Genomic DNA, 16,241 nt, shown 5'->3' on the forward strand with positions numbered 1-16,241 from the left:
AAGGTGCCGAAGCAGCCGGGTTGCACTTTGACCGCGTAGAAGGGGCCGTGCTCGATGGGGGCGACGCACGGGTTGGGGCCGGGGTTGGCCGCATCGCCCTGCTTGCGGTTGAAGGCCGTGCTGCCGCGGCCGAAGGCCGGGTCCTCGCCGTTGCGGGCGTGGCGGTTGTACTCGGCGACGGTGGCGGCCAGGCCTTGCGGGTCGATGCCGCAGACCCGCGCCAGTTGCTCGAGGGTCGCGCCGCGCCTGAGGTAGCCGCTGCGCAGGTGCGTGCCGATGGGCAGCGGCGCCGGGCGCACGTAGCCCAGGCCGTAGCGGCGCAGGAAGCGATGGTCGCAGACCAGCCAGGAGCAGGCCTCCTGGTCTTCCGGCAGGGCGGCGATCATCGCGCTGACGTAGTCGTAGTAGCCGTGGGCCTCGTTGACGAAGCGCCTGCCGTTGGCCAGCACGCCGATGATGCCAGGCTTGCCGCGCTCGATGATGTGCGGGAAGTGGCCGACGCTGCCGTCGCGGTGCGCCACCTTCGACACCGGGGCCCAGGCCACCGGCGAGCGCAGGTTCGTCTCGACGCTGCCGCCGGCGGCTTCGCCCAGGCGCAGACCGTCGCCGGAGCAGGCGCCGGGCGGCAGGGCCAGGTTGTCGTGGCCGCTGGCGTCGCGGGGGAACAGCTGACGGCGGCGCTCGGCGTCGTTGGGGAAGCCGCCGGCCGCCAGCACCACGGCCTTGGCGTGGATTTCCAGTTCGCCGCGCGGCGTCTGCACCACCGCGCCGCGCACGGCGCCATCCTCCAGCAGCAGGCGCCTGGCCGGGCAGGACTCCATCAGATGCACGCCCAGGTCTTGCGCCGACTTGGCCAGGCGCGCCACCAGGGCCACGCCGTTGACCAGGTGCATGGCGCGGCCGTAGCGGGCCAGGTGGTAGAAGTGGGCGAGCACGCGCCTGGCCACGTGGACGAAGGCGCGGGGCGAGCGGGTCATGTTGAGGAAGGCGGCCAGGTCGGCGCCGGCCATGATCGGCATGCCGAGGAAGGACGTTTCGCGCATTGTCCTGCGCAGGCGCGGCAGCAGGTCGCCGACCTCGCGGGCGTCGTAGGGCGCGGCTATCACCTGGTGCCCGCCGGTGGCGGCGCCGGGGGTGTCGCCATGCATGTCGGGGATGCCGTTGCCGTCGGCGAACTGCAGGCGGGTGTGCTGCTCGAAGAAGGCCACCATGTGCGGCGCGGCTTCGAGGAAGGCGTCCACCCGCGCGGCGTCGTAGTGCTCGCCCAGCTCGTTGCGCAGGTAGGTGCGCGGCTGCTCGATGTCCTCGACGATGCCGGCGCGGCGCGCCAGCGGGTTGCGCGGCACCCAGGCCCAGCCGCCGGACCAGGCGGTGGCGCCGCCGAACACCGCTTCCTTCTCCACCAGGATGACCTTCTGGCCATGCCAGGCGGCAGTGACCGCGGCGGCCAGGCCGGCGGCGCCGGAGCCGACCACCAGGAGGTCGCAATCGGTGGGTGGGAGGTTCGGGGCAGGGGACATGGGCAGGGGACTCCGCGAGATTGTTTTTAGAACTTGGTTCCATAATCTTGTTTGGGGCGGAGAGAAGGCAAGCTGTCGGACGCAACTACTGGTCGATAATCGGTCGGGGGGCGAAGCGATACCCATCACCAGGGCTGGGCATATCCACGCAAGGCATGGTGATGAGCTGGGCCTCGCCCCTCTCCCTAACCCTCGGCTGCGCGCCCCGCCCTGAAGGGAGAGGGGACCGTTGGGCAGGCGCGGATGTACAGGCGTTAGCCGGCAACGCCGAAAGCCTCAGGCTAAGGCTATGCCTTCTCTCGGCACGGACAAGCCCCCTCTCCCTTCAGGGAGAGGGCTGGGGAGAGGGTTACGGACTTCGGCTCCACTCCGGAGCAAGGCTTGGCACCGCTGTTCGCGAGCAAGCTCGCTCCTACAGATGTTCCCTGAGTTCTCTGAAAGCTCGGGCGAAAGCCTAAGCCACTTCGGATTGTTGTCCCTGAGTTGCTCTCGCTAGGGTTCGTCCCTCACGGCGGTTGCCGTGCCGTCGTTACGGCCGTCGGGTTGGAGGCGCCTTCCCCTCGGAGATACGTAGAAAAGTATACCCGTTACGGGTATGGTTTGGAGGCCGGGATGACGCGCATCCTCAAGCGGAAGGACTTCGCGCGGTGGCAAGCGAACGAGAAGTTACCTGATGCCGCCTTGTGCAGGGCAGTCGAGGAGATGCAAAGCGGTCTGATCGACGCGGATCTGGGTGGCCATCTCTACAAGAAACGAGTGGCGCGGCCCGGCGGTGGCAAGAGTGGCGGTTACCGCACCCTGGTGGCGGCTCGAGTCGGTGACTGTTACGTATTCCTGCATGGGTTCTCCAAGAGCGACAAGGCGAATATCACGCAGGACGAGAAGAAGGCGCTGCAATTCGCCGGCAAGGTGTTCCTGGAACTGTCCGAGGATGCCTTGGCGAAGGCGTTGCAGGCTGGCGTGCTATTGGAGGTACATTGTGAGCAAGCTCATTGAATCCCTGCGTGACGACCTGGCTGTGCTCCATAAAGCGGGAGCGATCGGCAAGGTGACGATGCGCGAGTTCGACACGATCTGCCCGCCGCCGGTACGGGAGTTCAGTGCTGCCGACATCAAACGCCTTCGCGAAGGGCTGAAATTCAGCCAGCCGGTGTTCGCGCTCCACCTGCACACCACTGCTTCGACCGTGCGCAAGTGGGAGCAAGGCGAAACCCATCCAACGGGGCCTGCGCTCAAACTGCTCAATGTCATTGCCGACAAGGGTTTGCAGGCGATTCTCTGATAAAGGCATTTGGGCGTCCCCGGTCGAGCGGCGTTACCAGCTAACATCAGACTTCTCCGCTGCACGGACAAGCCCCCTCTCCCCGAAGGGAGAGGGCCGTTGGGCGTCCGCGGGGGAGGGTGTCGTTACCCTGGGCTCAGATATGCAACGCATGCCCCAGGGCGCGCAGGGCGGCTTCCTGCACCGCTTCGCCGAGGGTCGGGTGGGCGTGGATGGTGCCGGCGATGTCTTCCAGGCAGGCGCCCATCTCGATGGACTGGACGAAGGCCGTGGATAGCTCCGAGACCGCCTTGCCCACCGCCTGCCAACCGAGGATGAGGTGGTTGTCCGCGCGAGCCACCACGCGGACGAAGCCGTCGTGGGCTTCCAGGGTCATGGCGCGGCCGTTGGCGGCGAACGGGAAGTTCGCCGTCAGCACCTCGTGCCCGGCGGCCCTGGCCTGGTCCGGCGAGAGGCCGACCACCACCACTTCCGGGTCGGTGAAGCACACCGCCGGAATGGCCGCGGGGGTGAAGGCGCGGCGCTTGCCGGCGATGAGTTCGGCGACCATCTCGCCCTGGGCCATGGCGCGGTGCGCCAGCATGGGCTCGCCGGCGATGTCGCCGATGGCCCAGACGTTGCGCATCGAGGTACGGCACTGCTCGTCGATCCTGAGCGCGCGGCCGTCCATGTCCAGGTGCAGGCTCTCCAGGTTCCAGCCTTCGGTGTTGGGCCGGCGGCCGACGGCGACCAGCACCTGGTCGGCCTCGATCACCCGCTGCTGGCCCTGGCCGTCGCGCAGGCGCAGGCCCTTGCCGTCGGGTTCCAGGCCCATCACGCTGTGGTTCAGGTACGTCTCCACGCCGAGCTTGCGCAGGGCTGCGGCCACCGGCTTGGTCAGTTCCTCGTCGTAGCCCGGCAGGATGCGCGGCTGCGCTTCCACCACCGTCACGTCCACGCCCAGCTTGCGGTAGGCGGTGCCCAGTTCCAGGCCGATGTAGCCGCCGCCGATCACCGCCAGGCGCCGGGGCAGGGCCTTGGGCGCCAGGGCTTCGGTGGAGGAGATGACCTTGCCGCCGACCGGCAGGAAGGGCAGTTCCACCGAGCGCGAGCCGGCCGCCAGCAGCAGGTGCTCGGTGTGGATGCGCTGGGTGCCGCCGTCGGCCAGGGCGACTTCCACGGTCTTGCCGTCGACGATCTGCGCCCAGCCGTGCACCACGCTCACGCCATGCTTCTTCAGCAGGGCGGCGACGCCGGTGGTGAGGCGGTCGACGATGCCGTCCTTCCATTCCACGGTGCGCTGGATGTCGATGGCCGGCGCCTGCACGCTGATGCCCAGCGCGGACTTGCCGGCGAACTCGCGGGCTTTCAGGTATTCCTCGGCGGCGTGGATCAGCGCCTTGGAGGGGATGCAGCCGATGTTCAGGCAGGTGCCACCCAGGGTCGCGCCTTCCACCAGCAGGGTGCGGATGCCCAACTGCCCGGCGCGGATGGCGGCGACGTAGCCGCCGGGGCCGCCGCCGATGACCAGCAGGGTGGTTTCCAGGGTCTGGTTGTGCTTCACGGCGGTCACTCCAGGAACAGGGTGGCGGGGTGTTCGAGCAGGGCGCGCACGGCCTGGATGAAGGCTGCCGCGTCCATGCCGTCGACCACCCGGTGGTCGAAGGAGGAGGACAGGTTCATCATCTTGCGCACCACGATCTGGCCGTTGACCACCATGGGCCGCTCGACCATGCGGTTGACGCCGACGATGGCCACTTCCGGGTGGTTGATCACCGGCGTGCTGACGATGCCGCCCAGGGCGCCGAGGCTGCTCAGGGTGATGGTCGAGCCGGAGAGTTCCTCGCGGCTGGCCTTGCCGTGGCGCGCGGCCTCGGCCAGGCGCGCCACTTCCGCGGCGTTGCCCCAGAGGTCGCGGGATTCGGCGTTGCGCAGCACCGGCACCATCAGGCCGCTGTCGCTCTGGGTGGCCACGCCCAGGTGCACCGCGCCGTAGCGGGTGATGACCTCGGCCTCGTCGTCGTAGCGGGCGTTGAGCTGCGGGAACTCGCGCAGGGCCACCACCATGGCGCGGGCGATGAAGGGCAGCAGGGTGAGCTTGCCGCGGCTGGCGGCGTACTTGGCGTTGAGGTGTACGCGCAGCGCTTCCAGGTCGGTGACGTCGATTTCCTCGACGTAGCTGAAGTGCGGGATGCGCCGCTTGGCCTCGGCCATCTTCTGGGCGATCTTGCGGCGCAGGCCGATGACCTGGATCTGCTGCTCGTCGTGGCGCGCGGCATAGCCGGAGGCGACCACCGCCCCGCCGTGGGCCAGGTACTGGTCGAGGTCGTCATGCAGGATGCGCCCGGCCGGGCCGCTGCCCTGCACGAACTGCAGTTCCACGCCCAGGTCGCGGGCGCGCTGGCGCACCGCCGGGGAGGCCAGCGGTTTCTCACCGGGGGCGCGGCGCGGGGCCGGCGCGGCGGCAGCGGGACGCGGCGCGGGAGCCGGCTTCGCTTCGGCGCGGGGGGCTTCTTTCTGCGCCTGCGGGGCCGGCTCGGACTGGGCCTCGGCGCTGGGCGCCGCTGCGCTTTCGTGCGGCCTGGCCGCGGCTTCGCGGTGGTTGCCGGCGCCTTCCACTTCCAGGCGCACCAGTTCGCCGCCCACGGCCATGACCTGGCCGGGCTCGCCGCCCAGGGCGAGGATGCGGCCGGAAACCGGCGAGGGGATTTCCACGGTGGCCTTGTCGGTCATCACCTCGGCCAGCACCTGGTCCTCGTGGACCTCGTCGCCGACCTTGATGTGCCATTCCACCAGTTCCACTTCGGCGATGCCTTCCCCGATGTCCGGCATCTTGATCACGTGAATGCCCATTCAGACCTCCATGGCACGCTTGAAGGCGGCGCCGACGCGGGCCGGGCCGGGGAAGTAGTCCCATTCCTGGGCGTGCGGGTAGGGGGTGTCCCAGCCGGTCACGCGGGCGATGGGGGCTTCCAGGTGGTGGAAGCAGTTTTCCTGCACCAGCGACATCAGTTCGGCGCCGTAGCCGCAGGTGCGGGTGGCCTCGTGGACGATGACGCAGCGGCCGGTCTTTTTCACCGATTCGACTATGGTGTCCAGGTCCAGCGGCCAGAGGCTGCGCAGGTCGATGATCTCGGCGTCGATGCCGGTCTCCTCGGCGGCGGTCTGCGCCACGTAGACGGTGGTGCCGTAGGTGAGCACGGTCAGCTCGGAGCCGGCGCGGGCGATGGCCGCCTTGTCCAGCGGCACGCGGTAGTAGCCTTCGGGCACCTGGCTCTGCGGGTGCTTGGACCAGGGCGTCACCGGGCGGTCGTGGTGGCCGTCGAAGGGGCCGTTGTACAGGCGCTTGGGCTCCAGGAAGATCACCGGGTCGTCGTTCTCGATGCAGGCGATCAGCAGGCCCTTGGCGTCGTAGGGGTTGGACGGCATCACCGTGCGCAGGCCGCAGACCTGGGTGAACATCGCCTCCGGGCTCTGGCTGTGCGTCTGCCCGCCGTAGATGCCGCCGCCGCAGGGCATGCGCACCACCATGGGCACGACGAAGTCGCCCACCGAGCGGTAGCGGATGCGCGCGGCCTCGGACACCAACTGGTCGGTGGCCGGGTAGACGTAGTCGGCGAACTGGATTTCCACCACCGGGCGCAGGCCATAGGCGCACATGCCCACGGCGGCGCCGATGATACCGCTCTCCGAGATGGGCGCGTCGAACACCCGCGAGGTGCCGTACTTCTTCTGCAGGCCTTCGGTGCAGCGGAACACGCCGCCGAAGTAGCCCACGTCCTGGCCGAACACCACGACGTTGTCGTCGCGTTCGAGCATCACGTCCATCGCCGAGCGCAGCGCCTGGATCATGGTCATGCTGGTGACCGCCTGGGCGTTCCCGTGTTGCGGATTCATGGCGTTCATACCCCGAGCTCCTGGCGCTGCCGGCGCAGGTGTTCCGGCAGGTCCTTGTAGACGTCGTCGAACAGGTTGGCGGCGCTGAACACGTGGCCATCCACCAGCGAACCGTGGCGTTCGGCTTCCTTCTGCGCGGCTATCACTTCGGCTTCCAGTTCCTTGTGCAGCGCCTCGTGCTGCTCGTCGGACCAGATGCCGAGGGCCAGCAGGTGCTGCTTCAGGCGGCCGATGGGGTCGCCGAGGGGGAAGTTGGTCCAGTCGTCGGCCGGGCGGTACTTGGACGGGTCGTCCGAGGTGGAGTGCGGGCCGGCGCGGTAGGTGACCCACTCGATCAGGCTCGGCCCATGGCCGCGGCGGGCGCGCTCGGCGGCCCACTGCGAGGCGGCGTAGACGGCCAGGAAGTCGTTGCCGTCGACCCGCAGCGAGGCGATGCCGCAACCCACGCCGCGGTTGGCGAAGGTGGTGCCTTCGCCGCCGGCGATGGCCTGGAAGGTGGAGATCGCCCACTGGTTGTTGACCACGTTGAGGATCACCGGGGCGCGGTAGACGTGGGCGAAGGTCAGCGCGGTGTGGAAGTCCGACTCGGCGGTGGCGCCGTCGCCGATCCAGGCCGAGGCGATCTTGGTATCGCCCTTGATCGCCGAGGCCATGCCCCAGCCCACCGCCTGGATGAACTGGGTGGCAAGGTTGCCGGAGATGGAGAAGAAGCCCTTCTCGCGGCTGGAGTACATGATCGGCAGCTGGCGGCCCTTGAGCGGGTCCTGCTCGTTGGAGAGCAGCTGGCAGATCATGTCCTTGAGCGGGTAGTCGCGGGTGATCAGGATGCCCTGCTGGCGATAGGTGGGGAAGCACATGTCGCCATCGCGCAGGGCCATGGTGTGGGCGGTGGCGATGGCTTCCTCGCCCAGGCACTGCATGTAGAAGGACATCTTCTTCTGGCGCTGCGCGGTGAGCATGCGGGCGTCGAAGATGCGCGTCTTGAGCATCAGCCGCAGGCCGCGCAGCAGCTGTTCGTGGCTGAGCTGCGGGTCCCAGGGGCCGAGGGCGTTGCCCTGGTCGTCGAGCACGCGCACCAGGCTGTAGGCCAGGTCGGCGGTCTGCGCCGGTTCGACGTCGACGGCGGGCTTGCGCACTTCCCCGGCGGGGGACAGGTGCAGGTAGGAGAAATCGGTCTTGCAGCCCGGGCGCCCGGTGGGCTCGGGGACGTGCAGGCGGAGAGGGGCGTAGTCGGTCATGGTGGGTCTCCAGTTGTGATCGGGGGTGGGGATCAGCAGACGGAAGACGCCGTGCCCGGCGGGTGCGGCTGGCCTGGTTGGGCGACGGTGCGGGTGCCGCGCGCGGTAGCGCGGCGGGTGCTGACATCACTCATGGTGAGGTCCTCGTTCGTTGTTCTTGTGATTTCAGTATAGGTGTGACCGGCTGGTTTTTTGCTCCAATTTGACTAGCTTGAGACAGAAGATTTAGTGTCTTTGAACTACAAAACCCCTTCTCCGTAGAAGTGAGCGCCATGGCCGACATCGACCGCACCGACCTCAAGATCCTCCGCGCCCTGGCCGACGACGGCCGCCTGAGCTGGCGCGACCTGGCGCAGAAGATCGGCCTGTCGCTGACGCCGACGCTGCGCCGGGTGCGGCGCCTGGAGGAGGAGCAGTACATCCAGGGCTACTTCGCGCGGCTGGACGAGGAGCGCCTGTCCGGGGCCATGAGCGTGTTCGTTTCGGTGACCCTGGAAAAACAGACCGGCGATTACCTGGCGCGGTTCGAGGAAAACATCGTCCAGGCCCCGCAGGTGATGAGCTGCTTCCAGATGACCGGCGACGCCGACTACATGCTGCGCGTGGTGGTCAAGGATCTGGCGGCCTACCAGGCCTTCCTCACCACCACCCTGACGCAGATACCCGGGGTGGCCGGGATCAAGTCGGCGTTCGCGCTGAAGTCGGTGCTCAAGCGGGCGGCGCCGCCGATTTGAGGGGGTAGGAGCGGATTTATCCGCGATTGCGCTGGCAGGGCCGGCGCCCATGCCATCGCGAGCGTTACGAGCCAACCTGTAGGAGCGGGCCTTGCCCGCGATTCGCGCAGGGGAATGGCGTGGGTGGGGCAGCGTAGGAGCGGATCTCATCCGCGAAGCGCGCCGGTGGTTCCGGTTATCGCGGACAAGGTCCGCTCCTACGGGATCGGTATGGCGCGCGCCAGCGGCGGATAACCGCGAACGGTTATGCGCCCTACGGTTTCGGGGGGCGCACGGCTGTGGGGAATGGCCTTACTGCTCGTCGAGGGCGAAGGCGGTGAGGCTGTAGGTGGGGATGCCGGCATCGGCCAGCTTGGCCGAGCCGCCGAGTTCCGGCAGGTCGATGATGGAGGCGGCCTCGAGGACCTTGGCGCCCATGCGCCGTACCAGCTGGGCCGCGGCCAGCAGGGTGCCGCCGGTGGCGATCAGGTCGTCGAAGATCAGCACGCTGTCGCCCTCGCACAGGCTGTCGGCGTGCACTTCCAGCAGGGCTTCGCCGTACTCGGTCTGGTAGGCCTGGGCCAGCACGTCGGCCGGCAGCTTGCCCTGCTTGCGGAACAGCACCAGCGGCTTGTTCAGTTCGTAGGCGATGATCGAGCCGATCAGGAAGCCGCGCGCGTCCATGGCGCCGATGTGGCTGAAATCCGCTTCGACGTAGCGCTGGATGAAGCTGTCGGCGACGAAGCGCAGCGCGCGCGGCGACTGGAACAGCGGGGTGATGTCGCGGAACATCACGCCCGCCTTGGGGAAGTCGGGGACCGCGCGGATCACGGATTTCAGGTCGAGCTGGTTGAGGATCATGCTGGCAGGGCACCTGGTGACTGCTTTCGAAGCCCCAAAGTATAACGGGCCCGCCACAAGGCGAGCCCGTTTTACGCGATGACCGGAGGGGCGTGCCTTCAGCTTTCCATCTGGCCGCCGGCCAGGGCGCACAGCTCGATGGAGTCGATGATGCGCACTTCCTTGCCTTCGGCGGCGATCAGGCCGTTCTGCTGGAAGCGGGTGAACACCCGCGACACGGTTTCCACCGCCAGGCCCAGGTAGTTGCCGATCTCGTTGCGCGACATCGCCAGGCGGAACTGCTGGGCGGAGAAGCCGCGGGCGCGGAAGCGCGCCGAGAGGTTGACCAGGAAGGTGGCGATGCGCTCGTCTGCGGTCTTTTTCGACAGCAGCATCATCATCTGCTGGTCGTCGCGGATTTCCCGGCTCATCACCCGCATCAGCTGGCGGCGCAGCTGCGGCAGTTGCTCGGACAGCTCGTCCAGGCGCTCGAAGGGGATCTCGCACACCGAGGTGGTCTCCAGGGCCTGGGCCGACACCGGGTAGGCCTCGGTGTCCATGCCGGACAGGCCGACCAGCTCGCTGGGCAGGTGGAAGCCGGTGATCTGCTCCTCGCCGCCGTCGGTGATGCTGAAGGTCTTCAGCGCACCGGAGCGCACCGCGAACACCGAACCGAAGGCGTCGCCCTGGCGGAACAGGAACTCGCCCTTCTTCAGTGGCCGGCCGCGCTTGACGATTTCGTCGAGGGCGTCCATGTCGTCGTTGTTCAGCGACAGGGGCAAGCACAGGGGCGCCAGGCTGCAGTCCTTGCAATGCGCTTGGGGCAGGGCGCGCACCTTGATGGTTTCGGCCATGGGGAATCCTTGGGTGGAAAGGCACAAGAACCGCAAGGGTAACGCACCCGAGGGGGCGGCTGCCAGCATACCGGGGGGATTTCGGAATTTTCCGGTGTTTATTCCGAAACCTTATGTAAAAAAGGCCAGATTCGTACTTATTCGCTAGGTTGTTTCCTTCAGATAACCCGCGAGAACCGTTGCAGGTTCTGGTGCGGCAGGTAGTGGTCGAAGAGCATGCACAGGCTGCGCACCAGCAGCCGGCCGGCGGCGGTGACGTCGATGCCGCGGGGGTTCAGTTCGATGAGGCCGTCACGGGCGAAGCGCTCCAGCTCGTTCCAGATATCGGCGAAGTAGCCGTGGAATTCAATGTTGAAGCGTTCCTCGATGTCCTCGAAGTCCAGCTGGAAGTGGCAGATCAGCTGCTGGATCACCGCGCGCCGCACGCGGTCGTCGGCGCTGCAATAGAGGCCGCGGCGGGTGGCCAACTGGCCGTTGTCGAGGCAGTTCTGGTAGGTGTTGATGTCGGTGCTGTTCTGGCAGTAGAGGTCGCCGATCTGGCTGATCGCCGACACGCCCAGGCCCACCAGGTCGCAATGGCCGCGGGTGGTGTAGCCCTGGAAGTTGCGCTGCAGGGTGCCGTCCTCCTGGGCGCTGGCCAGTTCGTCGTCGGGCAGGGCGAAGTGGTCCATGCCGATGTAGCGGTAGCCGGCGGCGCTGAGCTGTTCGATGGTGCGCTGGAGCATGTCCAGCTTCTGCGCGGGGGAGGGCAGGTCCTGGGCGTTGATGCGCCGCTGCGGCATGAAGCGCTCGGGCAGGTGCGCGTAGTTGAACACCGAGAGGCGGTTGGGCTGCAGGCCGATGACCTGCTCGACGGTGCGGGCGAAGCTGTCGGGGTTCTGCTTGGGCAGGCCGTAGATCAGGTCGATGTTGATCGAGCGGTACTGCAGGGTGCGCGCCGCGTCCATGATGGCGCGGGTCTCGTCGAAGCTCTGCAGGCGGTTCACCGCCTGCTGCACTTCCAGGTCGAAGTCCTGCACGCCGACGCTGACGCGATTGAAGCCCAGCTCGCGGAGCAGGCCCATGGTGGACCAGTCGGCCTCGCGCGGGTCGATCTCGATGCCGTAGTCGCCGGAGTCGTCTTCCACCAGGTTCAGGTGCTCGCGCAGCTGGCCCATGAGTTCGCGCAACTGGCCGGGGCTGAGGAAGGTGGGGGTGCCGCCGCCGAAGTGCAGCTGTTCCACGCACTGGTCCTTGCCCAGGTGGCGGCTGACGATCTCGATCTCGTGGATCAGCCGCGCGAGGTAGGGCGCGCTGCGCCCACGGTCCTTGGTGATGACCTTGTTGCAGGCGCAGTAGTAGCAGATGTTGGCGCAGAACGGGATGTGCACGTACAGCGACAGCGGCCGGTCGGCCTTCTGGCTGTTGCGCAGGGCATGCAGCATGTCGAAGGGGCCCACGCCTTCGTGGAACTGCACGGCGGTGGGATAGGAGGTATAGCGCGGGCCGGACAGATCGTAGCGACGGATCAGATCTGTGTCCCAGCGGATATCGTCGAGCATGCCGCAGTCCCCGAATCAGGCGAGCTTTTCGGCGCAGTCTAGGGAGACTGTGGGAAAAGCCTCTTGACCTGCATCAAGCGGTCGCAGGGGGTACCTCGTTGGAGGGGGGCTTGCAGTGGTGTTGGGGTTGGCTTTGGAGTTGGGGTGGAGTCCGTAACCCTCTCCCCAGCCCTCGGCTGCGCGCCCCGCCCTGAAGGGAGAGGGGGCTTGTCCGTGCCGAGAACAGGCAGGCCTCAGCCGGAAACCACTGTGCCTGCCGGCTGACTCGGGAATACCCACGCGCTCCGAACGGTCCCCTCTCCCTTCAGGGAGAGGGTTAGGGAGAGGGAGCTCTTTGGGCCAGGCACCAGGCTGAAGCCTGTTCGCGAGCAAGCTCGCTCCTACGAAAAGCGGGGGCTTCAGTGCATCGCATGGCCCATCAGCCAGGCCTGGTGCGGGCCGGGCAGGGTCCACAGGCCGAAGAGGATCACCAGCAGGCCGCCGGCCATGCGCACGCTGCGTTTGCGCAGCAGCGCCGTGATCCGCTCGGCGGCGAGCCCGGTGGCCAGCAGCACCGGCCAGGTGCCCAGGCCGAAGGCGAGCATCAGCAGCGCGCTCTCCAGCGCCGAGCCCTGGCTGCTGGTCCATAGCAGGGTGCTGTAGACCAGGCCGCAGGGCAGCCAGCCCCAGAGCGCGCCGAGCAGCAGCGCGCGCGGCACGCTGGCCACCGGCAGCAGGCGGCTGGCGAAGGGCTGGATGTACTTCCACAGGCCGCGGCCCAGGGCTTCGATACGTGTCAGGCCGCTCCACCAGCCGGCCAGGTACAGGCCCATGGCGATGAGCAGCAGGCCGGCGACCACGCGCAGCGCCGAGGCGAAGGGCGTGCTGGCGATCGCCCAGCCGGCCAGGCCCAGCAGCAGGCCGGCGGCGGCGTAGCTGAGGATGCGCCCGAGGTTGTAGGCCAGCAGCAGCTGCAGGCGGCGCCCGCGCTGCTCGGGGGGAATGGCCAGGGTCAGCGCGCCCATCAGGCCGCCGCACATGCCCAGGCAGTGGCCGCCGCCGAGCAGGCCGAGGATCAGCGCGGACGCCAGCATGGGCGCCAGGTCAAGCATCGCGCGAATCCTTGTCCCGGGCTTCGCCCTGCGCGTCCCTGGTGCCTTCGGCCTCGTCGATGCCGGCCTGGTGCCTGGGGTCCTCGTCGTCGAACAGGATGCTGTGGGCCGGACCGTCCATGTCGTCGTACTGGCCGCTGTTCACCGCCCAGAAAAAGATCCAGACGGCGATGGCGACGATGATCAGCGCCACCGGGATCATCACGTAGAGAGCGGGCATATCGACTCCGTTGAAAGGGCTTGCGCCGCCTCAGTGGGCGGCGAGCGGGGCGGCCAGGGGCTGTGCCTCGGCGGCCGCCGGCAGGCCGCGCACGCGGGTCAGGCGCAGGGCGTTGAGCACCACGGTCAGCGAGCTGACCGACATGCCGATGGCCGCCCAGGCCGGGGTGATCCAGCCGAGGGCGGCGAAGGGCAGCATCAGCCCATTGTACAACCCCGCCCAGGCCAGGTTCTCGATGATCACCCTGCGCGTGCGGCGGGCCAGGGAGAAGGCCTGCACCAGGCTGTCCAGGCGGTTGGACAGCAGCACCGCGTCGGCGCTGGTCTTGGCCAGGTCGGTGGCGCTGCCCATGGCCACGCTGATGTCGGCGGCGGCCAGCACCGGCACGTCGTTGACGCCATCGCCCAGCATCAGCACGTGGCGGCCTTCGCCGTGCAACTGCTTGAGGATCGCCAGCTTGTCGTCCGGGCGCAGGCCGCCATGGACTTCGTCGATTCCCAGTTCGGCGGCCACGCTCTGCACCATCGGCGAGCTGTCGCCGGACAGCAGCAGGGTGCGCCAGCCGCGCTCGCGGCAGGCCTGCAGCAGGGCCGGGGCGTCGTCGCGCAGGCGGTCGTCGAGCACCAGCCAGGCCAGCGGGCCATGTTCGTCGCCCAGCAGCAGCCACTGGCCGTGCTCGCGGGGCATGGCCGGTTCCGGCAGGCCGCTCAGGGCGCAGACGAAGGCCGCCTGGCCGATGCGCAGGCGCTGGCCGTCGACCACGCCTTCCAGGCCCAGGCCGGGGTGGCTCTCCACCGCCTCGGCGGGCTGCGGGGCGCGGCCGAAGGCGCGGGCGATGGGGTGTTCGGAGCGGTTTTCCAGGGCCGCGGCCAGGGCCAGGCAGCGCTCGCCGTCCAGCGCCCCCAGGGGCTGCACGGCGCGCAGGGTCAGGCGGCCTTCGGTGAGGGTGCCGGTCTTGTCGAAGATCACCGTGTCGATGCGTTTCAGGCCTTCCAGCACATGGCCGCGGGTAAGCAGCAGGCCGAGCTTGTGCAGGCTGCCGGTGGCCGCGGTGAGGGCGGTGGGCGTGGCCAGGGAGAGGGCGCAGGGGCAGGTGGCGACCAGCATGGCCAGCACCACCCAGAAGGCCCGCGAGGCGTCGTGCTGCCACCAGAACAGACCGACCACCACGGCCAGCACCAGCAGTACCAGCAGGAACCACTGCGCGGCGCTGTCGGCGACCTGCGCCAGGCGCGGCTTGTCGGCCTGGGCGCGTTCCAGCAGGCGGACGATGGCCGACAGCCGGCTGTCGTCGCCCAGGGCCTGTACCTGCAGGGTCAGCGGGCCCTCGACGTTGAGGGTGCCGCCGGTGACGTTGTCGCCGGCCTGGCGCGGCTGCGGCAGGTATTCGCCGGTGAGCAGGGATTCGTCGACGCTGGACTGCCCGGCGAGGATCAGGCCGTCGGCCGGCAGCACCGCGCCCGGCGGCACCAGCACCCGGTCGCCGACGCGCAGCTCGCTGAGCAGGATGCGCTGGCCGTTGCCGGCCTCGTCCAGGCGCAGGCAGGAGGCCGGCAGCAGGTTCACCAACTGCGCGGTGGCTGCCGCCGTGCGCTCGCGGGCGCGGCGTTCGAGGTAGCGGCCGGCGAGCAGGAACAGGGCGAACATGCCCACCGCGTCGAAGTACAGGTCGCCCTTGCCGGTGATGGCGGTCCAGATGCCGGCCAGGTAGGCGCCGCCGATGGCCAGGGACACCGAGACGTCCATGGTCAGGTGGCGCGTGCGCAGGTCGCGCAGGGCGCCGCGGAAGAACGGCTGGCAGGAGTAGAAGACGATGGGCGTGGTGAGGAACATCGCCACCCAGCGCAGGATTTCATGCATCTCGGCGCTGAGGTCGATGTTGAATTCCGGCCAGGTGGCCATGGTCGCCATCATCGCCTGGAACCACAGCAGGCCGGCCACGCCGAGCTGGCGCAGGGCGCGGCGGTTCTCTTCGGCGAGTTGTTCGGCGGCCTTGTCCGGGTGGTAGGGGTGGGCGGCGTAACCGATCTTGCGCAGCTCGGCGAGCAGGGCGCTGAGCGGCAGCTGGCTGTCGGCCCAGCGTACGTGCAGGCGGTGGTTGGACAGGTTGAGCCCGGCCTCGGCCACCGCCGGCAGGCGCCGCAGGTGCTTCTCGATCAGCCAGCCGCAGGCGGCGCAGCTGATGCCTTCGAGGATCAGGGTGGTCTCGGCCAGCTCGCCCTGGTGCTGGACGAAGGGCTGCTGCACGTCCGGGCGGTCGAGCAGGGCCAGTTCGTCGTTCAGCTGGGCCGGCAGCGCCTCGGGGTTGGTGGCCGTCTCGGTGCGGTGCCGGTAGTAGCCTTCCAGGCCGCCGGCGACGATGGCCTCGGCCACCGCCTGGCAGCCGGGGCAGCAGAATTCGCGGGTCTCGCCGAGGACCCGGGCGGTGAAGCGGCTGCCGGGTGGAACCGGCAGCGCGCAGTGGTAGCAGGGCAGGGGGGCGCTCATGGGCGCTGGACTTCATCCCCCTTGAGGGGTTCGTCGCCGAGGAGGATCTCGCCGTCGGCAACCAGCTTCTCTTCCTCGAACAGGCGCCAGGCGTGTCCGTCCTGTTCGCCGAGCAGCTCGACGAAGCGGCGCCCTTCGACGGCGCTGTCCAGGCGGCCGGTGTAGCGGCCCGGCTCGTTGGCCGGCAGCAGGCTGACGTGGCGGTCCTGGGATTCCAGGGTGGGGGAGATCAGGTTGAGGGTCAGCTGCGCCGGCTGGCTATTGCCTTTCAGGCGCACCTCGACCTCGCCGGTGAGCTTGTCCAGGCGCACCTGGGCCTGCATGTGCAGTTGCTGGGCCAGGTGTTCGCGGTCCAGCGAGCGGTTGATGCCCTTGCCGGCCTCGTAGTAGTTGTCGTTGACCAGGGTGTCCTGGTTCTCCACGGCGATGCGCACCATCGTCAGGCTGAGGAACACCGAGGTGGCGAGCATGCCGATGATGATCCAGGGCCAGAGGTGCTTGTACCAGGGTTGTACGGGCGCCGACTGCATGGGTTTTTCTCTCTCGTGGTCCGCGGGGCGGAAGCGGCCTGCCCGAGGG

At 68.5% G+C, this 16,241-nt stretch carries 15 protein-coding genes; 3 read left to right on the forward strand and 12 right to left on the reverse strand.

The annotated features are described in order from the left end of the window. Positions 1-1,520: FAD-dependent oxidoreductase (locus tag DK254_RS02420; RefSeq protein WP_109932934.1), on the reverse strand; the 1,520-nt coding region annotated here is incomplete at its 3' end. A gap of 612 nt (positions 1,521-2,132) precedes the next feature. Here DK254_RS02420 and DK254_RS02425 point away from each other — a divergent pair. Both DK254_RS02425 and DK254_RS02430 read left to right on the forward strand, forming a co-directional pair. Further along, complete coding sequence (locus tag DK254_RS02425) at positions 2,133-2,516, forward strand: type II toxin-antitoxin system RelE/ParE family toxin (RefSeq protein ID WP_109931955.1); 384 nt, start codon at positions 2,133-2,135, stop codon at positions 2,514-2,516. Further along, positions 2,500-2,802 carry a DNA-binding transcriptional regulator gene (locus tag DK254_RS02430; RefSeq protein WP_109931957.1) on the forward strand — a complete coding sequence of 101 codons (303 nt, stop codon included), beginning with the start codon at positions 2,500-2,502 and terminating at the stop codon, positions 2,800-2,802. The genes DK254_RS02425 and DK254_RS02430 overlap by 17 nt, the downstream gene beginning before the upstream one ends. A gap of 136 nt (positions 2,803-2,938) precedes the next feature. On the opposite strand, the gene lpdA is transcribed toward DK254_RS02430, so the two are convergent. From lpdA to DK254_RS02450, 4 genes are read right to left on the reverse strand one after another with little or no spacing between them, the layout of a single operon-like run. Beyond that, a complete protein-coding gene (gene lpdA / locus DK254_RS02435; protein ID WP_109931959.1) occupies positions 2,939-4,345 on the reverse strand; it encodes a dihydrolipoyl dehydrogenase in 1,407 nt (468 codons plus the stop codon). A gap of 5 nt (positions 4,346-4,350) precedes the next feature. Continuing rightward, positions 4,351-5,634 carry a dihydrolipoamide acetyltransferase family protein gene (locus tag DK254_RS02440; RefSeq protein WP_109931961.1) on the reverse strand — a complete coding sequence of 428 codons (1,284 nt, stop codon included), beginning with the start codon at positions 5,632-5,634 and terminating at the stop codon, positions 4,351-4,353. After that, on the reverse strand, positions 5,635-6,687 hold the full coding sequence (locus DK254_RS02445) for an alpha-ketoacid dehydrogenase subunit beta (RefSeq protein ID WP_109931963.1): 1,053 nt from the start codon (positions 6,685-6,687) through the stop codon (positions 5,635-5,637). Continuing rightward, positions 6,684-7,916 carry a 3-methyl-2-oxobutanoate dehydrogenase (2-methylpropanoyl-transferring) subunit alpha gene (locus tag DK254_RS02450; RefSeq protein ID WP_109931965.1) on the reverse strand — a complete coding sequence of 411 codons (1,233 nt, stop codon included), beginning with the start codon at positions 7,914-7,916 and terminating at the stop codon, positions 6,684-6,686. Before DK254_RS02450 ends, DK254_RS02445 begins: the two co-directional genes overlap by 4 nt. A gap of 272 nt (positions 7,917-8,188) precedes the next feature. Here DK254_RS02450 and DK254_RS02455 point away from each other — a divergent pair, with 272 nt between their 5' ends. After that, positions 8,189-8,650, forward strand: coding sequence for an Lrp/AsnC family transcriptional regulator (locus tag DK254_RS02455; protein ID WP_109931967.1), 462 nt, complete (start codon positions 8,189-8,191; stop codon positions 8,648-8,650). A 291-nt stretch (positions 8,651-8,941) separates the two neighbouring features. On the opposite strand, the gene DK254_RS02460 is transcribed toward DK254_RS02455, so the two are convergent. From DK254_RS02460 to DK254_RS02490, 7 genes are all read right to left on the reverse strand, one after another. Further along, complete coding sequence (locus DK254_RS02460) at positions 8,942-9,490, reverse strand: adenine phosphoribosyltransferase (RefSeq protein WP_109931969.1); 549 nt, start codon at positions 9,488-9,490, stop codon at positions 8,942-8,944. Between the two features lie 98 nt (positions 9,491-9,588). After that, a complete protein-coding gene (gene anr, locus DK254_RS02465; RefSeq protein WP_109931971.1) occupies positions 9,589-10,323 on the reverse strand; it encodes a transcriptional regulator Anr in 735 nt (244 codons plus the stop codon). A 158-nt stretch (positions 10,324-10,481) separates the two neighbouring features. Continuing rightward, the gene (gene hemN / locus DK254_RS02470) at positions 10,482-11,864 is read right to left on the reverse strand and encodes an oxygen-independent coproporphyrinogen III oxidase (RefSeq protein WP_109931973.1); all 1,383 of its coding nucleotides are present in this window, start codon (positions 11,862-11,864) and stop codon (positions 10,482-10,484) included. 398 nt (positions 11,865-12,262) lie between these two features. After that, complete coding sequence (locus DK254_RS02475; RefSeq protein WP_109931975.1) at positions 12,263-12,955, reverse strand: sulfite exporter TauE/SafE family protein; 693 nt, start codon at positions 12,953-12,955, stop codon at positions 12,263-12,265. Then, positions 12,948-13,175 (reverse strand): cbb3-type cytochrome oxidase assembly protein CcoS, encoded by a 228-nt coding sequence (gene ccoS / locus DK254_RS02480; protein WP_109931977.1) that lies wholly within the window; start codon positions 13,173-13,175, stop codon positions 12,948-12,950. The genes DK254_RS02475 and ccoS overlap by 8 nt, the downstream gene beginning before the upstream one ends. Before the next feature lie 30 nt (positions 13,176-13,205). Next, entirely contained in the window at positions 13,206-15,662 is a 2,457-nt protein-coding gene (locus DK254_RS02485; protein WP_109931979.1) for a heavy metal translocating P-type ATPase, read from the reverse strand. Beyond that, on the reverse strand, positions 15,659-16,192 hold the full coding sequence (locus tag DK254_RS02490; protein ID WP_109931981.1) for a FixH family protein: 534 nt from the start codon (positions 16,190-16,192) through the stop codon (positions 15,659-15,661). Before DK254_RS02490 ends, DK254_RS02485 begins: the two co-directional genes overlap by 4 nt. Between the last annotated feature and the right edge of the window lie 49 nt (positions 16,193-16,241).

The sequence above is a fragment of the Pseudomonas sp. RW407 genome (assembly GCF_003176655.1).
Lineage (GTDB): Bacteria > Pseudomonadota > Gammaproteobacteria > Pseudomonadales > Pseudomonadaceae > Pseudomonas > Pseudomonas delhiensis.

What these genes read in the sequence shown, in the direction of transcription:
- DK254_RS02490 (WP_109931981.1), bottom strand. Translation starts at nt 16,192, where the DNA reads ATGCAGTCGGCGCCCGTACAACCCTGGTACAAGCACCTCTGGCCCTGG.
- anr (WP_109931971.1), bottom strand. Translation starts at nt 10,323, where the DNA reads ATGGCCGAAACCATCAAGGTGCGCGCCCTGCCCCAAGCGCATTGCAAG.
- DK254_RS02425 (WP_109931955.1), top strand. Translation starts at nt 2,133, where the DNA reads ATGACGCGCATCCTCAAGCGGAAGGACTTCGCGCGGTGGCAAGCGAAC.
- DK254_RS02450 (WP_109931965.1), bottom strand. Translation starts at nt 7,916, where the DNA reads ATGACCGACTACGCCCCTCTCCGCCTGCACGTCCCCGAGCCCACCGGG.
- DK254_RS02460 (WP_109931969.1), bottom strand. Translation starts at nt 9,490, where the DNA reads ATGATCCTCAACCAGCTCGACCTGAAATCCGTGATCCGCGCGGTCCCC.
- hemN (WP_109931973.1), bottom strand. Translation starts at nt 11,864, where the DNA reads ATGCTCGACGATATCCGCTGGGACACAGATCTGATCCGTCGCTACGAT.
- ccoS (WP_109931977.1), bottom strand. Translation starts at nt 13,175, where the DNA reads ATGCCCGCTCTCTACGTGATGATCCCGGTGGCGCTGATCATCGTCGCC.
- DK254_RS02485 (WP_109931979.1), bottom strand. Translation starts at nt 15,662, where the DNA reads ATGAGCGCCCCCCTGCCCTGCTACCACTGCGCGCTGCCGGTTCCACCC.
- DK254_RS02475 (WP_109931975.1), bottom strand. Translation starts at nt 12,955, where the DNA reads ATGCTTGACCTGGCGCCCATGCTGGCGTCCGCGCTGATCCTCGGCCTG.
- DK254_RS02440 (WP_109931961.1), bottom strand. Translation starts at nt 5,634, where the DNA reads ATGGGCATTCACGTGATCAAGATGCCGGACATCGGGGAAGGCATCGCC.
- DK254_RS02445 (WP_109931963.1), bottom strand. Translation starts at nt 6,687, where the DNA reads ATGAACGCCATGAATCCGCAACACGGGAACGCCCAGGCGGTCACCAGC.
- DK254_RS02455 (WP_109931967.1), top strand. Translation starts at nt 8,189, where the DNA reads ATGGCCGACATCGACCGCACCGACCTCAAGATCCTCCGCGCCCTGGCC.